The sequence below is a fragment of the Acidisoma sp. genome, from assembly GCF_035492295.1.
Taxonomy (GTDB): Bacteria; Pseudomonadota; Alphaproteobacteria; order Acetobacterales; family Acetobacteraceae; genus Acidisoma.
In genome coordinates this window covers 1-15,871 of the sequence record NZ_DATJJK010000044.1, presented here as the reverse complement: position 1 = coordinate 15,871, position 15,871 = coordinate 1, and the positions used below count along the sequence as shown (strand labels likewise).

Below are 15,871 nucleotides of genomic sequence, written 5' to 3'. Positions count from 1 at the left end.
CCCAGCGTCAGCGTGCCCTCGGTATCGAGCATGTCGATGCCGGCCGCGCTGCCGAGCACGACGGTCGCGTTGTCGAAAGTCTCGCTGTCGTTGAATTCCAGCGTCGCGTAATCACCGTCGACCGTCACCGTGCCCGGGCTGGTGCCGTCCGCGGCCAGCACCGTCAGGCCCTGCTGCACCACGGCCGTATCCGAGCCGCCGATCTCCATCGGGCCCACAATGGTATCACCCTGGTAGAGCCCGTAGCCCGAGGAGAGCGTGCCACCGTCCAGCACCAGCGTCGCATCCGCAATCGTGCCGTCATTGGCAAGCGTACCGGCATCAAGCGAGATTGTCTCGGCGTTGAGCAGTCCGTCGATCTCGAGCGTCGCATTCGTATTGTCAAGGAGGATGCCGCTGACCGCGGCCGTCTCACCGCCACCCAGGATCACCGAAATGGTACCCGTGCCGGCGATGGTTGCGTTGTCCCCCGATGCGGGGACCTGGGCGGGCGTCCAATCATCCGCCTCGGTCCAATCACCAGAGGCGCCATTCCACGTGATGTCTGTCATGCTGAATTCCCGCGCGAGATACAAGCGACAGGCCCCGCAGGATTTGAGCCCCGGGATGCCTTCGTTTTCTAGAAGTGACCAATTGTCGCTTCCTTATCAGGCCGTCTGCGCGCGGCGTGCGGCACTTTCGTTAACATTTTGACAGCCGTTGCGGCGCGGGGACAGCGGGGGTGCAAAGCGCCGATGCGTGTCCGGATTCAGCGTTGCGCAGATGCTGCGGTCGTGAAAAGGTTTCGCGCGGTGCGCAGCGCTTGAGCCTGATAGGCGGCGTTCAGATCCTTTGAATGCGAGTGATAGTCACCGATCGCGGGAAGCAGCGCACCGCCGGTTTCCGCCAGATAGTTGCGCATGACGAGTGCTGCAGCGGCGATGTTGAAACAAGGTTCTTCGATCATGCGGCGTCGTGTTTCGAGTTCCGTCAGGCCCGCACGCGCGGCGAGAACCGGAATCCAGATCGTGTTCACCTGCATGACGCCGAGATCGGCCGTACCGTTTGCATCCTCCCGCACCATGCCCACTTTGCCGCCCTCCATTGCCTGAAGAACGGGCAGTACGCGCGGTGGCAGGCCGACAGTCGAGGCCACAACCAGCATGCACTTTATATAAGGAATCACCATCGCCAGATCAGCACGCTAGGTTCCGCCATCATCGGCGGGATGCTATAGCTCGCCCCCGCGTGCAACCGGGCAAGAAATTATGAGCGACACGAAACTGTCATATAACATCAACAAGATTGCGGAACAGCCCAGGCGCGACGCCGGCTTCACATTGCTTGAACTGCTTGTCGTCATCGTCATCCTCGGCCTGCTCATCGGCTTTGTGGCACCCGCGGTGCTGCGCCAGCTGGGCCATGCCAAGGATTCGGTCGCCAAGCAATCCATCGAACAGCTGGGATCGGTGCTCGATCTGTACAAACTCGACGTCGGTTCCTATCCGAGTTCGCAGGACGGGTTACAGGCGCTGATCAGCAAACCCGACGATGCCGACAGCTGGTCCGGTCCCTATGTCAAGAGCGGATCCACGCCGCTCGACCCTTGGGGACATCCTTACCTGTATATAGAGCCGTCGACGCGAAACGGTCTTGACTACGATCTCTGCTCGCTCGGCAGCACAGGCAAAAGCGGCCAGCCCGGAGACCCCGGCCTGATCTGCAATCACTGAGCGTCGGTCAGCGCCAGGATGCGATAGGGCGTCTTGGCCTGGTCGCCTGGCAGGCTGACCACGGCCTCGCGCCGCACGAGAATCCGACCAGGCCCACGCGCATCAGCCTCGATCGCGACCACCGGAAAATTGCCGTTAAATTGGCCGGCCTGCGACCCGGTCTGGCCCGCAAGCTTCAACGCCTGGCGCACCATCGGTGGCGCGATATCCGGATCAGGATCACCGGACTGATAGAGGCTGAGCGAGGGCGTGATGGCTGCCAGAAGCGCGGGCGTCATGCCCATCACATGACCTAATTCACTGACATCCCTGAAAGGCCTGCCGGGCGGCGCGAAGGGCAGGCCGGCCCGGCGGTAATCGGCGATGCGCGCCGCTTCCTCCGTGTGGGTGGCGGGCGCGCTGCGCCATGCCGTTACCGCCTGGGCGAGCGTCGTCGATTGTTGCGCGGCCAAGCCTGCCGCCTGGAACAAGCCCGCGAGCAGCGCCGTCGACGCGAGATTGGGGTTGATGCGCGTGGCGAGATTGCGCACCTCGACCGTCACCGCCGAGGCGCCGATGACGAGCACGTGGGCGGTACCATCGGCGGACCAGCCCCCCTCATGGCCGAGCAGGTGAAACACCGCAGCAGAGATCGCACCATCCGCCGCCGCCTGGCCCATGGCCGTGTCGCGGGCGGTCTGCGCCAGCGCCGTCGCGCTGCGGCCGGAAGCCATCACCTGGCTCAGAATGAGTGAGACCAGAACGAGGCTCCAGAGCACGACGAGCAGCGCGAAACCGCCGTCACGTTGCGGCTTCACTGCGAAAGGCGGGCGCGCAGGCGCGCATTGGGATCGGCGGAGCCGCTGATCGGCGTGCTCTGCAGGCTGCTCTCGACCTGGGCGGCATTAGGCATCTGCTGCTGCATGTCGGCCGTCAGATCGAGCGCCTCCTGCTGCGAGCGGATGACATGCGGCGTGATGAGCACAAGAAGCTCCTCCCGCGTGCGCTTGTTGGTCTGCGAGCCGAAGAGGGCGCCCAGCAGCGGCACGTCCTTCAGGACCGGCAAGCCCTGGTTCTCATGCGAGTCGTTGTCCGAAATGAGACCGGCGAGGCCGATCGTCTGGCCGTCCTGAATGGCGACGCGGGAGGTGACGCTGCGCTCGGTGAAGGTCGGCGAGTTGAGGCCCGTCGTCGTGATGGTCGGCGAAACGCCGCTTACTTCCTGGCGGACATCCATCACCACCAGCCCGCCGCTGCCGACATGCGGTGTGACCCGCAGGATGACGCCCGTTTCGCGATAATCCACCGAATTGATCACCTGGGAGGTCGAAGTCAGCGTGTCCTGCGAGGTCTGCGTGAGGTAGGGCACCACATCGCCCACCTGAAGACTCGCGGCCTGCCCGTCCAGCACCATCAGCTCAGGCGAGGACAGTACTCGTACCTTGGTCACCGCCTGCAAGGCGGAGATGGCGATCGGTGCGGCGTCGCTGCCATTGCCTGACAGCACGAAGCCGGGGAAGCTGGTTGCAAGCGCCGATGTCGAGGCCGTGCTCAACACCGCATTGATGTCACCTGACTTGAAGAAGAATTGCGTGCCGTATTGCAACTGGCCGGTGAGATCGACCTCGGCAATGGTCGCGTCAATCCGCACCTGAAGCGGCTGAATGTCGATCTTCGCCAGCATGCCGGTGATCTGGTCATCCTCGGCAGCCGTCGCATAGACCAGCAGCGCGTTGTTTTGCGCATCGGGAATGATGCGCGGGCCGTTACTGGTTGTGTTGCCGCTGGTGGCCGAGAGTGGCCCGAGCAGCGCGCTCGCACCGGCCGTCGCATTCTGGCCCGAGCCCCCACTGCTCTTGGCGCTCTGGTCCGCGCCGGTCTGCGTGCCCGAACTGGTGGTGGTGCCGCTCGTACTGCCGGAATAGCTCGACCCCGTGCTCCCACTGCCGTTGCTGCTGCTACTGTTGCTGCTGTTCATCCCGGAATCGTCACTCTGAACGGCGGCGGGTGTCGGTTGCGCCGTGACATTGTCCGGCGTGATCGCCTCCTGCAGCAGATAGGCGGCGTCATTGGCGCGGGAGTTGCGGAGGTAGAAAACATGCCAGCTGCGCAGCGTCTCGATCTGGCTCTGATTGAGCACGTGATAGACGCGGGCGGCATCCGCCAGCAGGCCCGGCGTGCGGGCGATGACGAGCACCGCGCTGATGCGTTGCAGTGGCACGATGGTCACCGCGTCGCGGCCCTTGCTCTGCCCCTGGCGGCTGAGTGCCGCGGCCAGCGCGTCGCCGACATCTTTCGCATTGCCGTTCGGCACCGGATAGAGCGCATAGGACTGGCCCGCCAGCGCATCGGTGTCGAAGGACTGCGCCATGCCGCTCAGGGCATCTCGCGTCGCCGGATCACCCTGAATGACCAGGGCGTTGGAATCAGGGTCGGCGATAATGCGGCCACCCTTGGCGACGAAGGGCTGCAGCACCGCCGCGAGCTGCGGCGCGTTCGCGTACCGAAGCGGCACGAAGACCGAACCGCCGAGGGCAGAGCCGCCCGCGCCGCCCGCTGGCATGACGCGGTAAAGACCACCGTTTTGCACGAGCACGGCGTTATTCTGTGCGAGCAGCGTCTGCAGGGTTGGGAGCACCTGGTCCCGGGACAGCGGCGCCACGGTATGCAGCGTCACCGTGCCGGAGACGGACGGATCGATTGTGTAGTTCACCTTGAGGATCGTGCCGAGGATCTGCGCCACGGCGGTGCGCAAGTCGGTATCGGCAAAGTCGAAGGAAATGTCGCCCGTACCGGTCTCGGCAGTGGCCCCGGCCGCGGCCGGCGGGACCACAGCACGGCCATAGCTGAGGCTCGCGCGCGGGGGCGCCACTGGCGCGATACGGCCGTCGATGCGGTCATTGCCCGGCGTGAGGCTGACAGGACCCGCGGGCAGCGTGGCCGAGGCCGGCAGCGCCGGTTGACTCGCAGTCGGGTGGGAGGAGCAGGCGCCAAGGGTCAGCAGGGCGAGCAGCGACGAGGCACGAAGGCGGCACATCATTATGATTCGTTATCGTAATCTACGGCGGAGGGAGGAGGCGCGGGGCGTGCCGGTGGGCGCGGGGGCGCCACAACGTGGAATATCGGATGCAGGGTCAGGGTTCCGGCGGTGCCACCGAGCTGCACGGAATCGCCGGTGATGTGCAGCAGCTTGTAGCCGCCAATCTCGCCGCCTTCCGGCACGATCCTGGGCTTCTGGCCATCGGCTGCAAAGATCGCCCGGCGGGCGCCGTCGGCGATGACGATGGCAGTCAGTCGCGCCAGCCCGGTGGTTGCCTTGTCGTCCTGCTGGGGCCTGCGGTCTGCGCTGAACAGTGGTCGCGCCAGGGCCGTCGTGGCCCAGCGCTCCACCATCGGCTCCTGTGCGGCTGCAGCCCTGCGCGCGGCCGGCAGGCCGCCCAGGCTCTGCGGTTCGGTCGTCTCCGGCCCTGCCAGCAACTCAGCCGCCAGCACAAGACCGAGCACGCCGGCCAGACCCGGCAGGGTATATCTGGTCCAGCGCATCACGGCCGGCCCTCGGCCCGGAAGCCGGTGACGGAAAGAGTGGCCTGCAGAGTGCTGGGCTGGCCGCTGCCCGGGATGCTGGCGGTATTGAGGCTGATGCTATCCACAATCATGCGCGGCTGGGCGGTTTCAACCGCGCGCAGGAAGGCAACGAGCATGGTCCAGCGGGCCGTCAAGGTCACCTGCGCCGTGACGAGGCGCAGAGCATGAAGCGACTTCGCCGGTTGCATGCCGATGCTGTCCAGGCTGGTGCCCGCCTGGGCCGCAAGCGCCTGCAGCGCCGATTGCAGATTGGCGCCTGCGATCGCGTCACTCGCGCCCGCGAGCAGCATCCGCGCCGTGCCGTCATCTGCGCCGAGTTGAGCGACAGCGCGCCGCAACCCGGGCAGTTGCTGTTCCACCGCCTGCATATGCGCGGCCAGCGTCCGCTTTTGAGCGAGCGCCGAGTCCCGCGCCTGATACCAGCCGATTAGCGGTGAAACGACGGCAAGCCAGATCAGCAAGGCAAGACCCGCCGTCACCCCAAGCGCCACCACTTGGCCACGCCGGCCGTCTGGCAGGTGAAGCGTCGCGCTCGTCATTCGCCCACCATGACGTGCAAAGAGAACTGGTCGGTCCGATTGTCGGAGCTGCGTGTCACCGCGGCTGTGAAGCTCGGGCCGTGCAGGTCCGGCACGGCGGCCAGCAGGCTGATCAGCTTGGCCGCGTTGTCGGACTGACCATCCAACGTGAGATCGCCGGCACGGAGCGAGAGATCGTTCAGCCAGGTGCCGTCGGGCAGGGCATCCGTCAGCTCCGCCAGAACCAACAGCGCATCGCCGGAGCGGCGCGCCTGGGCAATTGCCCCGCGGCTGGCATTGGAAATGGCGATCTGCCGCCGCAGGGCCTCGCCGAGCCGCGCCGAGGATGCGTGCGCAGCGATGACGCGGTCAGCCGCGTCCAACGCCGCCTGCTGGCGCAGAAAGGGCAGGATCACGCAGGCGATGGCGAGCAGGCCGCAGGTCCAGCACCAGAGGTTGCGCGGCAGGCGCTGGCGGCGGCCCCCTGCGGCGGTGAGCGGGATGGTTCCGCCCTCGGTCTCGATGCCTTGCGGCATCAAGGATCGGCGGCCAAGCGCCGCGAGCACTGGATCCACCTGTGACCGCAAAACGATGGAAAGCCGCAGGCTGAGCTTCTCCAACCCGCGATTGGGCGTGACACCTGAGACGCCCCAGATCAATTCCTCGGCCGCAAAGGGGGTCAGCCGGTTCATCTCGAACGCGAGGACCGTCTCCAAGTCGCGCGCCGCGGCCAAGGGTAGAACCACATCCCGGGTCAAAACCATGCCCGGGGGCAGCCGCAGCAGGACGGGCAGGCGAGCGGCCGCGGGCGGGCGGCCGCCGGCTTCCGCGATGGGTTGCAGACGGGATTCCACGCCTCCCTTGCGCATCAGCAGCACGCCGTCCGGCTGTGGGCTCGCCAGGTGCGCCACGACGACGATCAGCGCATCCGGCCTTCGGTCCGGGGCAGCCGCCCCGCTGCGCACGAGGGCGCGCATCTGGGCCGCCCACCAGTGGAAGACGTCAGTCAGGATCGGCAAGATTGAGGAGGGGCCGCGCAAGCCCGTGGCGTACATGAGCGCGTGCCTAGTGAGTTTGCCGGGGGTTGAACAATGAAGCTTTCAAGTCATCCTCCCTCATCCACCTTGGGGGTCGACCGCGATGACGAGATCGGGCCAGTCGCGATTGCCAAGGCGCATATGCAGCCGCACCAGGGCGGGCGGTCCCTCCTCCAGCCAGCGATCCGACCACGCCGGCGCCTGTCGGTTACGCGGACCGAAATAGGAGATCGCGAAAGCGGTAACGCCCTCGGCCAGCGGTTCCGTCTGTGTGGGAGGCGGAGCGCCGAGCGGAATGCCCGGCGGATGCGGCCGGTAGAGGAGCACGAGAACGCCCCCCGGGTTCAGGCGGATGGCAGCATCCGCCAGCCCCTGGCCGATGCCCGCCCCCGGAGGTAGATGGCTGGTGAAGAAAAGACCACCCGGCTCGCCATGCAGGCTCTCTGGCAGCGCGCTGCCGATCATACGCGTGAGTGCATGATCAAGGGAGGCGAGGTTCTCCGGCGCAACGCCGCGGCTGCCGCTCGCCGTGAACGCCGCAAGGCCGAAACGCATTGTCTGGGCGACGCCCGCCATGACGAGGCCGAAGACGACGAGTGCCACCAGCATTTCAAGCAGCGTATAGCCCGCCTGCCGCGCGCTCATCGGGCGGGCGGCCCTAGCCGCTCGGTGATCAGCGTCACATGGCGGTTGCCGAAGCTTTCCACCACGCGCAGCGCATAGAGGCCCAGACCATCGCGCGATCCTTCCGGTACGATGGTGATTTGCCAATGAAAGCCGCCGCCATCGTCGCCGCTCAATTGCTCCGCCTGAAGGGTGGTCAGGGTGCCGAGGGAGGCGAGGCGTGACTTCGCCCGCACCACCGCTTCCTGATAGCGGGCGGCGGTGGCGGCGGCCGCCGCACCGCTGAAGCCGGCTTTGTAAAGGACGATGCTGGCGAGTGCCGCAATGACGAACGCAACCATCACTTCGAGCAGCGTGAAACCGGCCTCGCGACCGGAATGGCTAATGTGCGGCATGGATATCCACCCGCCCCGTGAGCCAGTCGGCGCTGACCTCGGTCGCCTGTCCGTCGCCAGCCAGCAGCACGCCTCCGCCGCTCGAACTTCCGTCTGGCGCGAAGACGATGCCGCCCTGCGGCGCCCGCTCGGCGACCGTCAGCCAGCCCGGCAGCGCGGGCAGCGCGAAAGTCACCGGCGTGCCGCCCGAAATGGCTGTGCCGCGGGCCGCCCGCATCGCCCGCGCCACGTCGCGCGCGGCGGCCTCCATCTCCAATCGGTGGCTCTGCGGGCGCGTGAAGCCGGCCAGCACAGCGAGCACGATCCCCATGACGGCGACGGTCACCAGCATCTCGAGAAGCGTGAAGCCGGCCTCGGCCTTATTGTGCGATATCATTGAGGCTGAGCATCGCGAGCAGCAGCGAGGAGATGATGCCCGCGACGGCCGCACCCATCAGGATGGTAATAGCCGGCACCAGCAGCGCCACGAGCCGCTGCAATCCAAGGCGGGTGCGCTCCTCCAGCATATCGGCGCCGCGCAGCGCCAGGGGCCCGAGCTGCGCCGTCTCCTCACCCAGCCTCAGAAGATGCAGCAAGCGGGGCGGGAACAGTCCGGCGGCGGCAAGGGCCCGCGTCATGCCATGTCCGGTCTTGGCGGTTTCCGCCGCCGCCTTCACGGCCGTCCGCGCAGCGAGGTTGCCCAGCACATCCTCCGTCACGGAGAGCGCGGCCAGCAGTGGCACACCGTTGATCAGCAGCATGCCCAGGGTGCGCGCGAAGCGCGCCGCCACTACCTCGCGCGCGAGGCTGCCGATGATCGGCAGCCGTAGAAACAGCCGGTCGGCGACAAGCCGTGCCCCGGGGCGCTGCAGCAGCCGGTTGACGAGGATCGCCAACGCCACCAGCGTGATAAGAGCGTAGATGCCGTAGTCCGCGACAGCCTGGCCGAGGCCGAGCAGAAAGGCCGTGGAGGCCGGCAGGGCAACGCCGTTCTCCGCGAAGAGCGGCACGAATTGCGGCAGCACCTGGGTCAGCAGCAGGACAATGGAGCCGCCCGCCGCCACCAGCAGCACGGCGGGATAGATCATCGCCGCTTGCAAGTTGGCGGCGAGGCTGCGCTGCCGTTCCAGCAGGTCGGCCAGCCGCGCCAGCGTGCCTGCCAGATCACCGCCCGCTTCGCCCGCCCGCACGAGACCGATGCACAGGCGCGGAAAGCTTTTCGGCTCGCGCTGCATGGCAATCGCGAGTGCCGAGCCACTCCGCACCGAATCATGCACACGCCGCATGACGGCGGCGACGCGCCGGCTTGGCGCTTCCTCGGCCGCCAGACGCAGGGCTGCATCAAGATCCTGCCCCGCGCCGAGCAGGCTGGTCAGTTCGCGCATCACCTCGGCGAGTTCCGAACGCCGCAGCGCGGGACCACCAGCGCCGATCGACAGCAGTCTGCCGCCGCGGGCCGGCGTGAGGCCCAGCACCATCGCACCGCGCTTCTGCAACTGCAGCACCGCCTCCTGCGGGCTCGCTGCCTCGATCTCGCCACGGGCCAGGGCGCCATCGCTCAGGATGCGGTAGCGGAACAGCGTCACGCGTCCTCCGCCCGCACGGCTCTGAGGATTTCTTCGACCGTGGTTTCGCCCCGCGCCACCGCCTCCATCCCGGCGCGCCGCATCGTCTTCATGCCGCCGGCGACGGCCGCGCGCTCGATCTCCGCCTGGTCCGCGCGGGCGAAAAGAAGGCGCTCGATTTCAGCGTTCGGGGTGAGGAATTCGGCGATGGCCTGGCGCCCGCGATAGCCCGTGTTGCGGCACGCGGCACAGCCGCAGGCGCGAAAAAGAGTGTCGCTCTCGATGCCGAAGCGCTGGCGCAGATCGGACGTCGCGGCCAGGGGCTGCTTGCACGCCTCGCACAGGCGGCGGACGAGGCGCTGTGCCTGCACGCCGCGCAGCACGGCGGCGAGCAGGTAATCCTCCATGCCCATGTCGCGCAGCCGGGTGATGGCGGCGGCGGCGGAATTGGTGTGCAGGGTGGAGAGGACGAGATGTCCTGTCAGCGCCGCGCGCGCCGCGATTTCGGCCGTCTCCAGGTCGCGGATCTCACCCACCATGATGATGTCGGGATCAAGACGGACGATGGAGCGCAGCAGGGACGCGAAGCCCAGTCCGATCTGCGGCTTGACCTGCATCTGTGAAATGCCAGGCAGCTGGTATTCGATCGGATCCTCGACGGTGATCACCTTGCGCTCGACCGCGTTGAGCGAAAGGAGCGCGGTGTAGAGTGTGGTCGTCTTGCCGGAGCCTGTGGGGCCCGTCACCAACATGATGCCATTCGGGGCGGCCAGCGCCGCGCCCATCTGCGCGATCACCTGTGCGTCATGCCCCTGTGTCGCAAAGTCGAAAGAAACGGCACTCCGGTCGAGCACGCGCAACACGACGATTTCGCCGTGCAGGCTGGGCGCGGTCGCGACGCGGAACACCACCTCCTGTCCGCGCACGGCGATACGGATGCGACCGTCCTGCGGCAGCCGACGCTCCGCGATGTCGAGCTTCGCGAGGATTTTGAGGCGCGAAATGATCGCCGGCGCGAGGCGGGCCGGATGCGTCTCCGCCTCGTGCAGGTCGCCGTCATAGCGGTAGCGGATGCGCAGCCGATCCTCGAAAGGCTCGACATGAATGTCCGAGGCCATGCTCTCGACCGCCCGGCCGATGACCTGGCTTACCAGGCGGATGACCGGCGCTTCGCTCGCCATGTCCTTCAGCCGCTCGGTATCGTCCTCCAAGGCAGGGGTATCGGTGGTTTCAGCCGGCGCGCCGTCTTCGGGGTAAAGCCGCTCGAGCGCCGCCTCGAGTTCGATGGGCACCGCGACCGTAACGCGCACCCCGAACCCGGTTGCGAGCGCCGTGGCAGCCGCGGCAAACCGGTCGAAGGGATTGGCCATTGCGAGGACAAGAGTTTCCGGGCCGCCTTCTTCGCGCCTGACCAGAAGTGGCAGCGCATGGGCGGCGCGGAGGAAGCGAGGTGACAGGCGTTCCGGCAGGACGGGCTCGGCCGGGTACTGATCCTGCGTGACGAGATCGAGCCCGAGCACGGAGGACCAGGCGTGCGCAAGATCGCGCTCCGGCACCAGTCCAAGCTTGACGAGGGCTTGTGCGCTGTCGATGCCGGCATCGCGCGCACCGGCACGGGCACGCTCCACCGCAAGCGTATCGCAAACACCAGAAGCAACCAGCAGGTCCAGCGCCGTATCGGCGTCAGGATGCGAGAATTCAGTCATGATAGCGGCCGGTTCACAAAGGGCAGGCAATCGCGTCTAGTGACGGTTTCGGGGGTGCCACAGCAAGTGACAGAATGATGTCGGTTGCCCGCACGCGACGCTGCGAATGAGTCTCACATCCATGACGGAAAGTTAATTGGTCATCAACGCGTCACACGCGAGCGCCCCGGTCTGTCCTACGTAGCGCTCAGCTGTCCTTCGGCATCTCCAAAACAGGTATAGGTCCATGTCGCTTCGCAAGACACTTCTCTGCGCAACCATGTGCGTCCCGTCATTGTTGATTGGCTCCATGAACGGTGCGTTCGCGCAAAGCCCCACCGGGGCCAAGGCACCCGCCTCGATCTCCGCTACCGCGAACGCCGCGGATGCCTTCACGACGGCGACACCGATCAAGCATCTCGTCATCATCTATGACGAGAACGTTTCGTTCGACCACTACTTCGCGACCTACCCGACGGCGACGAACCCGGGCGGTGAACCGCGCTTCACGGCGCGCGCTGCTACTCCGCAGGCGAACAATCTGGTCTCGGCTAATCTGCTGACGAACAATCCGAACGATACCAACACGACGAATGGTGCGAACGCCGCCAACCCGTTCCGGCTGGACCGCACCCAGGCGGCGACGGCCGACCAGAATCACGCCTATACCGCCGAACAGCAGGCCTATGACGGCGGCAAGATGGATCTGTTCCCGACCTATACCGGCACGGCAAGCTCCGGCGGCGCCGGGGCCTTCGGCACCAAGGGCCAGGTCATGGGCTATTATGACGGCAACACCGTCACCGCGCTCTGGAACTACGCCCAGTATTTTGCGATGAACGACAACTCCTTCACGAACACCTTCGGCCCCTCGACCCCGGGTGCGCTCGAAGCCGTCTCCGGCAACACGGACGGCATGCAGATCGTTCACAGCAGCAAGACCTCCTACTACGTGAACAATACGGTGGGCGGCACCGTTGATCACACCATGATCAACGACGTCGACCCCGGCTACGACACCTGCTCCAGCACGACCGATGCGGCGATGATGAGCGGCAAGAACATCGGCGATCTGCTGAACGCAGGCGGCATCACCTGGGGCGGCTTCATGGGCGGCTTCAACCTCAGCCTGACCAATGCCAACGGCACCACCGGCTGCTCGCGCAGCACCCCCTCCAGCACGGTGAGCGAGACGGTCGCCGACTACATCCCGCACCATAACTGGTTCCAGTATTTCGCCTCGACCGCCAACCCCACGCATGCCCGCCCGGTGACGCTTGCTGATGTCGGCTACACCTTCGAGCACAGCGGCACCGCCGACCCGGCGAACCACGAATATGATCTGAACGACTTCTACTCTGCGGTCGGCGCTGGCAACTGGCCGGCCGTTTCCTACATCAAGCTGCCCGCCTACCAGGATGGCCATGCCGGCTATTCCGACCCGTTGGACGAACAGGCAGGCATCATCAAGATGGTCAATTTCATCCAGCAGCAGCCTGACTGGAAGAACACGGCCATCATCATCGCCTGGGATGACTCCGACGGCTGGTATGACCATGTCTTCGGCGCCACCACCAGCAGCTCCTACGACGCCACCGCCGATCAGCTGAACGGCGCCGGCGTCTGCGGCACCGGCACAGCGCCGAAGGGCGTGGGCGGTTCTCCGGTGAACGGCCGCTGCGGCCCGGGCACGCGCCTGCCCTTCCTCGTGATCTCGCCCTATGCCCGTCCGAACTATATCGACCACACGCTGACCAGCCAGGCGGCGATCGTCAGCTTCATCGAAGACAACTGGCTGAACGGCGCGCGGCTCGGCGGCGGTTCCTTCGATGCGCAGGACCAGTCTCTGCTCGGCATGTTCGACTTCACCGGCACGTCCCATACGAAGTCGCTGATCCTGAACCCGACGACTGGCGTGGTCCTCTCCTACACCCACTCCTGATCCGCATTTCTGGCGGCTGACTGAAACGATGCCCAAGCGTCTCATCTCTGGCCTCGCCCTGATTGCGGCGCTTGGCATCTTCGCCGTCGGGGCCGTGGTCGTCAGTAGCCCGGTTCCCGCCGGCACCTGGCTCTCCAACCCGGTGGCGAGCTTCAAGATCGCGGAAGGGGCCAACCCTTCCCCGGTCAAGCTGATACGGGCCGTGCCGCAACCGCTCTCGGCCATGGCGCAGTTAGGAAAGCTGGTCTTCTACGACACCAGCTTTTCCTCCTCCGGCAAGCTCGCCTGCGCGAGCTGCCACGAGCCCAATCATTTCTACGGCCCCTCCTCCGACCTACCGGCGGTGATGGGAGGGCCCGACCTTAACAGGCAGGGCGTGCGCGCCGTGCCGACGCTCACCTATCTCGAATTGCAACCGAATTTCAGCATCGGCCCCGATCCGGCCGGCGACAATGACACCACAACGCCGCTGCCGCAGCTGGCGGCGCAGGCCGGCACCGCCGTGCGCGTCACCAAAACGGCGCAAAGCACGGCACAAAGCGCCGCCAATATCGTGCCGCAGGGCGGCATGTTCTGGGACGGCCGCGCCGACACGCTGCAAATCCAGGCTCTGGGTCCATTGCTCAACCCGCTCGAAGTCGATGGCGGCAGCGCGCAGCGCGTCGCGGCCAAGTTGCGCGCCGCACCCTATGCCAGTCGCTTCGTCGAACTCTTCGGCCCAAGCGTTCTCGACGACCCCAAAATGCTCTTGTCCGAGGCTCTCTTCGCGGTCGCCCGCTACCAGGTCGAGGAGACAAGCTTCCACCCCTTCAGCAGCAAATATGATGCCTGGCTCGAAGGCAAAGCGCGGCTCTCGCGTGCCGAGATGCGGGGCTACATTCTGTATAACGACCCGGCGAAAGGCGATTGCGCGGCCTGTCATCTCGACCAGCCGTCTTCGGATGGCCAGCCGCCCCTTTTCACCGATCATCAGTTCGAGGCGCTCGGCCTGCCGCGCAATCCTCATCTCGTCGCCAATCGCGACCCTGCCTATTACGACGAGGGGATCTGTGGGCCCTATCGCAAGGACCTCGCCACGCAGACACAGTTCTGCGGCATGTTCCTGACGCCCACGCTGCGCAACACCGCAACCCGCAAAGTATTCTTCCACAACGGCGTCTATCACAACCTGCAGCAGGTCCTGGATTTCTACAATTTCCGCGACACGGATCCGGGCAAGATCTATCCGCATGCAGCGGACGGTCGCGTCGAGAAATTCGATGACCTGCCGAAGAAATATTGGGCGAATGTCGATAGCTCCGACCCGCCGCTGGACCGCCATCTCGGCGAAAAGCCGGCCCTGACGGATCAGGACGAGAAAGACATCATCGCCTTCCTGGGCACCCTGACGGACGGTTACGAAAAGACCGCCGCCACGCCGCAGCCATAAGGGCCTGGTCCAACGTCCGACCTTGCGTCAACGCCGCCGAACTGGCTGCTCATCCCGCTCGCGCTCGCCGTAGGCAGCCTGCTCGGCGTGCTCATCCGCCGGCTGCCGGCAGGCCGGCCCGTTGTGATCGCACGCTCATGCTGCGAGCATTGTGGCGAAGTGCTGCAGCCGCGCGATATGGTCCCGCTCATCAGCTTCGTCGCCCTGCGCGGGCGCGGTCGCTGCTGCGGCGGCGCCATCGGCTGGTTTCATCCTGCAATCGAACTCGCGGCCCTTCTGATCGCCTGTGTGGCACTGCTGGCGGGGGGGCCGGCATGGCATGTCTGGGTCACGGCGGGCCTCGGCTGGGCGCTGCTCTGTCTCGCCTGGACCGATGCGGCGGCGATGATTTTGCCGGATGCGATTACCTTGCCGCTACTCCTCGCGGGACTTGTCGCGACATGGTGTACGCAACCCCAAGCCGTGCCAGACCACGCCCTGGCCGCAGCATTGGGCTATGGCGGTTTCCGGCTGCTCGACCTCCTCTACCGCCGCTGGCGCGGGCGCCCCGGGCTTGGGCAGGGGGATGCAAAGCTGCTGGCGGCGGCGGGCAGCTGGCTCGGCCTCGCGGCACTGCCAGATGTTATTTTGCTGGCGGGAGTCATCGGGCTCGGGCAAGCGGCCGCGCTCATTCTGGCGCGAAGGCGGACCGCCGCTGAGGCACTCCCCTTCGGCCCGGCACTTGCCCTGGCGTTCTTCCTTTGGCGTCTCGTGCAAAGCTAGAAGCCGCGCGCTTCGCGGGCTAGGGTGATCCGACCTTGCCTCGTCCTGGAGCCCAGCGACAACGCCGCAGCTCTTTTCCAAATATGAATGGTCGCCGTCATGCCGGCGGCAAGATGAATGCCGGGCGGAATATGATCGATGACGATCCTGACCGGAATGCGCTGAGCCAAACGAACCCAGGTGAACACAGGATTGACCGCGGGCAGGCCTGCAACACCTGGAGCCGCATTGGGGTCCATTATGCCATAGGCAAGGCTCTCCACATGCCCCTCGATCGGCTCATCGGGATAGCCCATCAGAACCACCTTCGCCGGATCTCCCAGGTGGATCCTCCGGATTTGAGTCTCCTCAAAGTAACCCGCGATCCAATAGCTGTCGGAATCGATCAATGTCATCGCTGCCTGACCGATCGTCCCATAGGTGCCGGACTGCAGCAGCAGGTCACTGACATAGCCATTGACCGGTGATCGCACGTCAACACGCTGCAGATTGAGCTTGGCATTGGCCAGATCGACCAGCGCGGCCGCGTAGGCGGCTCTCGCTATGTCCGCCCTGCTATCAAAGGTCTGGCGAGACTCAATGCTCACCGCGTCATCATCGAGTTCGTTGCGTCGTGCCGCCTCGATCGTGCTGTTGATCATCTGCGCCCGGGCGCGATC

At 65.9% G+C, this 15,871-nt stretch carries 16 protein-coding genes and 1 pseudogene; 4 read left to right on the top strand and 13 right to left on the bottom strand.

Going from position 1 to position 15,871, the window contains the following annotated elements:
• Together VL752_RS03210 and VL752_RS03205 are read right to left on the bottom strand one after the other, a co-directional pair.
• A pseudogene (locus VL752_RS03210) lies at window positions 1-551 on the bottom strand (hypothetical protein); the annotation flags it as partial.
• Between the two features lie 197 nt (window positions 552-748).
• Complete coding sequence (locus VL752_RS03205) at window positions 749-1,168, bottom strand: lytic transglycosylase domain-containing protein (RefSeq protein ID WP_325352296.1); 420 nt, start codon at window positions 1,166-1,168, stop codon at window positions 749-751.
• A 79-nt stretch (window positions 1,169-1,247) separates the two neighbouring features.
• Here VL752_RS03205 and gspG point away from each other — a divergent pair, with 79 nt between their 5' ends.
• The gene (gene gspG / locus VL752_RS03200) at window positions 1,248-1,712 is read left to right on the top strand and encodes a type II secretion system major pseudopilin GspG (protein ID WP_325352295.1); all 465 of its coding nucleotides are present in this window, start codon (window positions 1,248-1,250) and stop codon (window positions 1,710-1,712) included.
• Here gspG and VL752_RS03195 read toward each other — a convergent pair.
• Genes VL752_RS03195 through VL752_RS03150 form a run of 10 tightly spaced genes read right to left on the bottom strand, consistent with a single transcriptional unit; the run spans window position 1,706 to window position 11,100 of the window.
• The gene (locus VL752_RS03195; protein ID WP_325352294.1) at window positions 1,706-2,509 is read right to left on the bottom strand and encodes a type II secretion system protein GspK; all 804 of its coding nucleotides are present in this window, start codon (window positions 2,507-2,509) and stop codon (window positions 1,706-1,708) included. The two genes, gspG and VL752_RS03195, sit on opposite strands and share 7 nt — an antisense overlap.
• Window positions 2,506-4,731 carry a type II secretion system secretin GspD gene (gene gspD / locus VL752_RS03190; protein WP_325352293.1) on the bottom strand — a complete coding sequence of 742 codons (2,226 nt, stop codon included), beginning with the start codon at window positions 4,729-4,731 and terminating at the stop codon, window positions 2,506-2,508. Before gspD ends, VL752_RS03195 begins: the two co-directional genes overlap by 4 nt.
• The gene (locus VL752_RS03185; protein ID WP_325352292.1) at window positions 4,731-5,234 is read right to left on the bottom strand and encodes a hypothetical protein; all 504 of its coding nucleotides are present in this window, start codon (window positions 5,232-5,234) and stop codon (window positions 4,731-4,733) included. The genes gspD and VL752_RS03185 overlap by 1 nt, the downstream gene beginning before the upstream one ends.
• The gene (gene gspM, locus VL752_RS03180; protein ID WP_325352291.1) at window positions 5,234-5,815 is read right to left on the bottom strand and encodes a type II secretion system protein GspM; all 582 of its coding nucleotides are present in this window, start codon (window positions 5,813-5,815) and stop codon (window positions 5,234-5,236) included. Before gspM ends, VL752_RS03185 begins: the two co-directional genes overlap by 1 nt.
• Window positions 5,812-6,849, bottom strand: coding sequence for a PilN domain-containing protein (locus VL752_RS03175; RefSeq protein ID WP_325352290.1), 1,038 nt, complete (start codon window positions 6,847-6,849; stop codon window positions 5,812-5,814). Before VL752_RS03175 ends, gspM begins: the two co-directional genes overlap by 4 nt.
• A gap of 60 nt (window positions 6,850-6,909) precedes the next feature.
• Window positions 6,910-7,476: a prepilin-type N-terminal cleavage/methylation domain-containing protein gene (locus VL752_RS03170; RefSeq protein ID WP_325352289.1), complete on the bottom strand. Its 567-nt coding sequence runs from the start codon at window positions 7,474-7,476 to the stop codon at window positions 6,910-6,912.
• A complete protein-coding gene (locus tag VL752_RS03165) occupies window positions 7,473-7,850 on the bottom strand; it encodes a prepilin-type N-terminal cleavage/methylation domain-containing protein (protein WP_325352288.1) in 378 nt (125 codons plus the stop codon). The genes VL752_RS03170 and VL752_RS03165 overlap by 4 nt, the downstream gene beginning before the upstream one ends.
• Window positions 7,837-8,226, bottom strand: coding sequence for a pilus assembly FimT family protein (locus VL752_RS03160; RefSeq protein ID WP_325352287.1), 390 nt, complete (start codon window positions 8,224-8,226; stop codon window positions 7,837-7,839). The genes VL752_RS03165 and VL752_RS03160 overlap by 14 nt, the downstream gene beginning before the upstream one ends.
• Window positions 8,210-9,415 (bottom strand): type II secretion system F family protein, encoded by a 1,206-nt coding sequence (locus VL752_RS03155; protein WP_325352286.1) that lies wholly within the window; start codon window positions 9,413-9,415, stop codon window positions 8,210-8,212. The genes VL752_RS03160 and VL752_RS03155 overlap by 17 nt, the downstream gene beginning before the upstream one ends.
• Window positions 9,412-11,100, bottom strand: coding sequence for a GspE/PulE family protein (locus VL752_RS03150; protein ID WP_325352285.1), 1,689 nt, complete (start codon window positions 11,098-11,100; stop codon window positions 9,412-9,414). The genes VL752_RS03155 and VL752_RS03150 overlap by 4 nt, the downstream gene beginning before the upstream one ends.
• Before the next feature lie 289 nt (window positions 11,101-11,389).
• Between VL752_RS03150 and VL752_RS03145 the strand changes: the two genes are divergently transcribed.
• The 3 genes from VL752_RS03145 to VL752_RS03135 are packed head-to-tail and all read left to right on the top strand — an operon-like array spanning window position 11,390 to window position 15,212.
• Window positions 11,390-13,021 carry a phospholipase C gene (locus tag VL752_RS03145; protein ID WP_325352284.1) on the top strand — a complete coding sequence of 544 codons (1,632 nt, stop codon included), beginning with the start codon at window positions 11,390-11,392 and terminating at the stop codon, window positions 13,019-13,021.
• A gap of 28 nt (window positions 13,022-13,049) precedes the next feature.
• Complete coding sequence (locus VL752_RS03140; RefSeq protein ID WP_325352283.1) at window positions 13,050-14,450, top strand: cytochrome-c peroxidase; 1,401 nt, start codon at window positions 13,050-13,052, stop codon at window positions 14,448-14,450.
• Window positions 14,451-14,495: 45 nt separating this feature from the next.
• Window positions 14,496-15,212 carry a prepilin peptidase gene (locus VL752_RS03135; protein ID WP_325352297.1) on the top strand — a complete coding sequence of 239 codons (717 nt, stop codon included), beginning with the start codon at window positions 14,496-14,498 and terminating at the stop codon, window positions 15,210-15,212.
• Here VL752_RS03135 and VL752_RS03130 read toward each other — a convergent pair.
• Window positions 15,209-15,871, bottom strand: a 663-nt coding sequence (locus VL752_RS03130; protein WP_325352282.1) for an HlyD family secretion protein, incomplete at its 5' end; no start/stop codon positions are given. The two genes, VL752_RS03135 and VL752_RS03130, sit on opposite strands and share 4 nt — an antisense overlap.

Coding starts and splice junctions, on each gene's coding strand:
- VL752_RS03205 (WP_325352296.1), bottom strand. CDS start 1,168: ATGGTGATTCCTTATATAAAGTGCATGCTGGTTGTGGCCTCGACTGTC.
- VL752_RS03150 (WP_325352285.1), bottom strand. CDS start 11,100: ATGACTGAATTCTCGCATCCTGACGCCGATACGGCGCTGGACCTGCTG.
- gspG (WP_325352295.1), top strand. CDS start 1,248: ATGAGCGACACGAAACTGTCATATAACATCAACAAGATTGCGGAACAG.
- VL752_RS03175 (WP_325352290.1), bottom strand. CDS start 6,849: ATGTACGCCACGGGCTTGCGCGGCCCCTCCTCAATCTTGCCGATCCTG.
- VL752_RS03170 (WP_325352289.1), bottom strand. CDS start 7,476: ATGAGCGCGCGGCAGGCGGGCTATACGCTGCTTGAAATGCTGGTGGCA.
- VL752_RS03145 (WP_325352284.1), top strand. CDS start 11,390: ATGAACGGTGCGTTCGCGCAAAGCCCCACCGGGGCCAAGGCACCCGCC.
- VL752_RS03160 (WP_325352287.1), bottom strand. CDS start 8,226: ATGATATCGCACAATAAGGCCGAGGCCGGCTTCACGCTTCTCGAGATG.
- gspD (WP_325352293.1), bottom strand. CDS start 4,731: ATGATGTGCCGCCTTCGTGCCTCGTCGCTGCTCGCCCTGCTGACCCTT.
- VL752_RS03185 (WP_325352292.1), bottom strand. CDS start 5,234: ATGCGCTGGACCAGATATACCCTGCCGGGTCTGGCCGGCGTGCTCGGT.
- gspM (WP_325352291.1), bottom strand. CDS start 5,815: ATGACGAGCGCGACGCTTCACCTGCCAGACGGCCGGCGTGGCCAAGTG.
- VL752_RS03140 (WP_325352283.1), top strand. CDS start 13,050: ATGCCCAAGCGTCTCATCTCTGGCCTCGCCCTGATTGCGGCGCTTGGC.
- VL752_RS03165 (WP_325352288.1), bottom strand. CDS start 7,850: ATGCCGCACATTAGCCATTCCGGTCGCGAGGCCGGTTTCACGCTGCTC.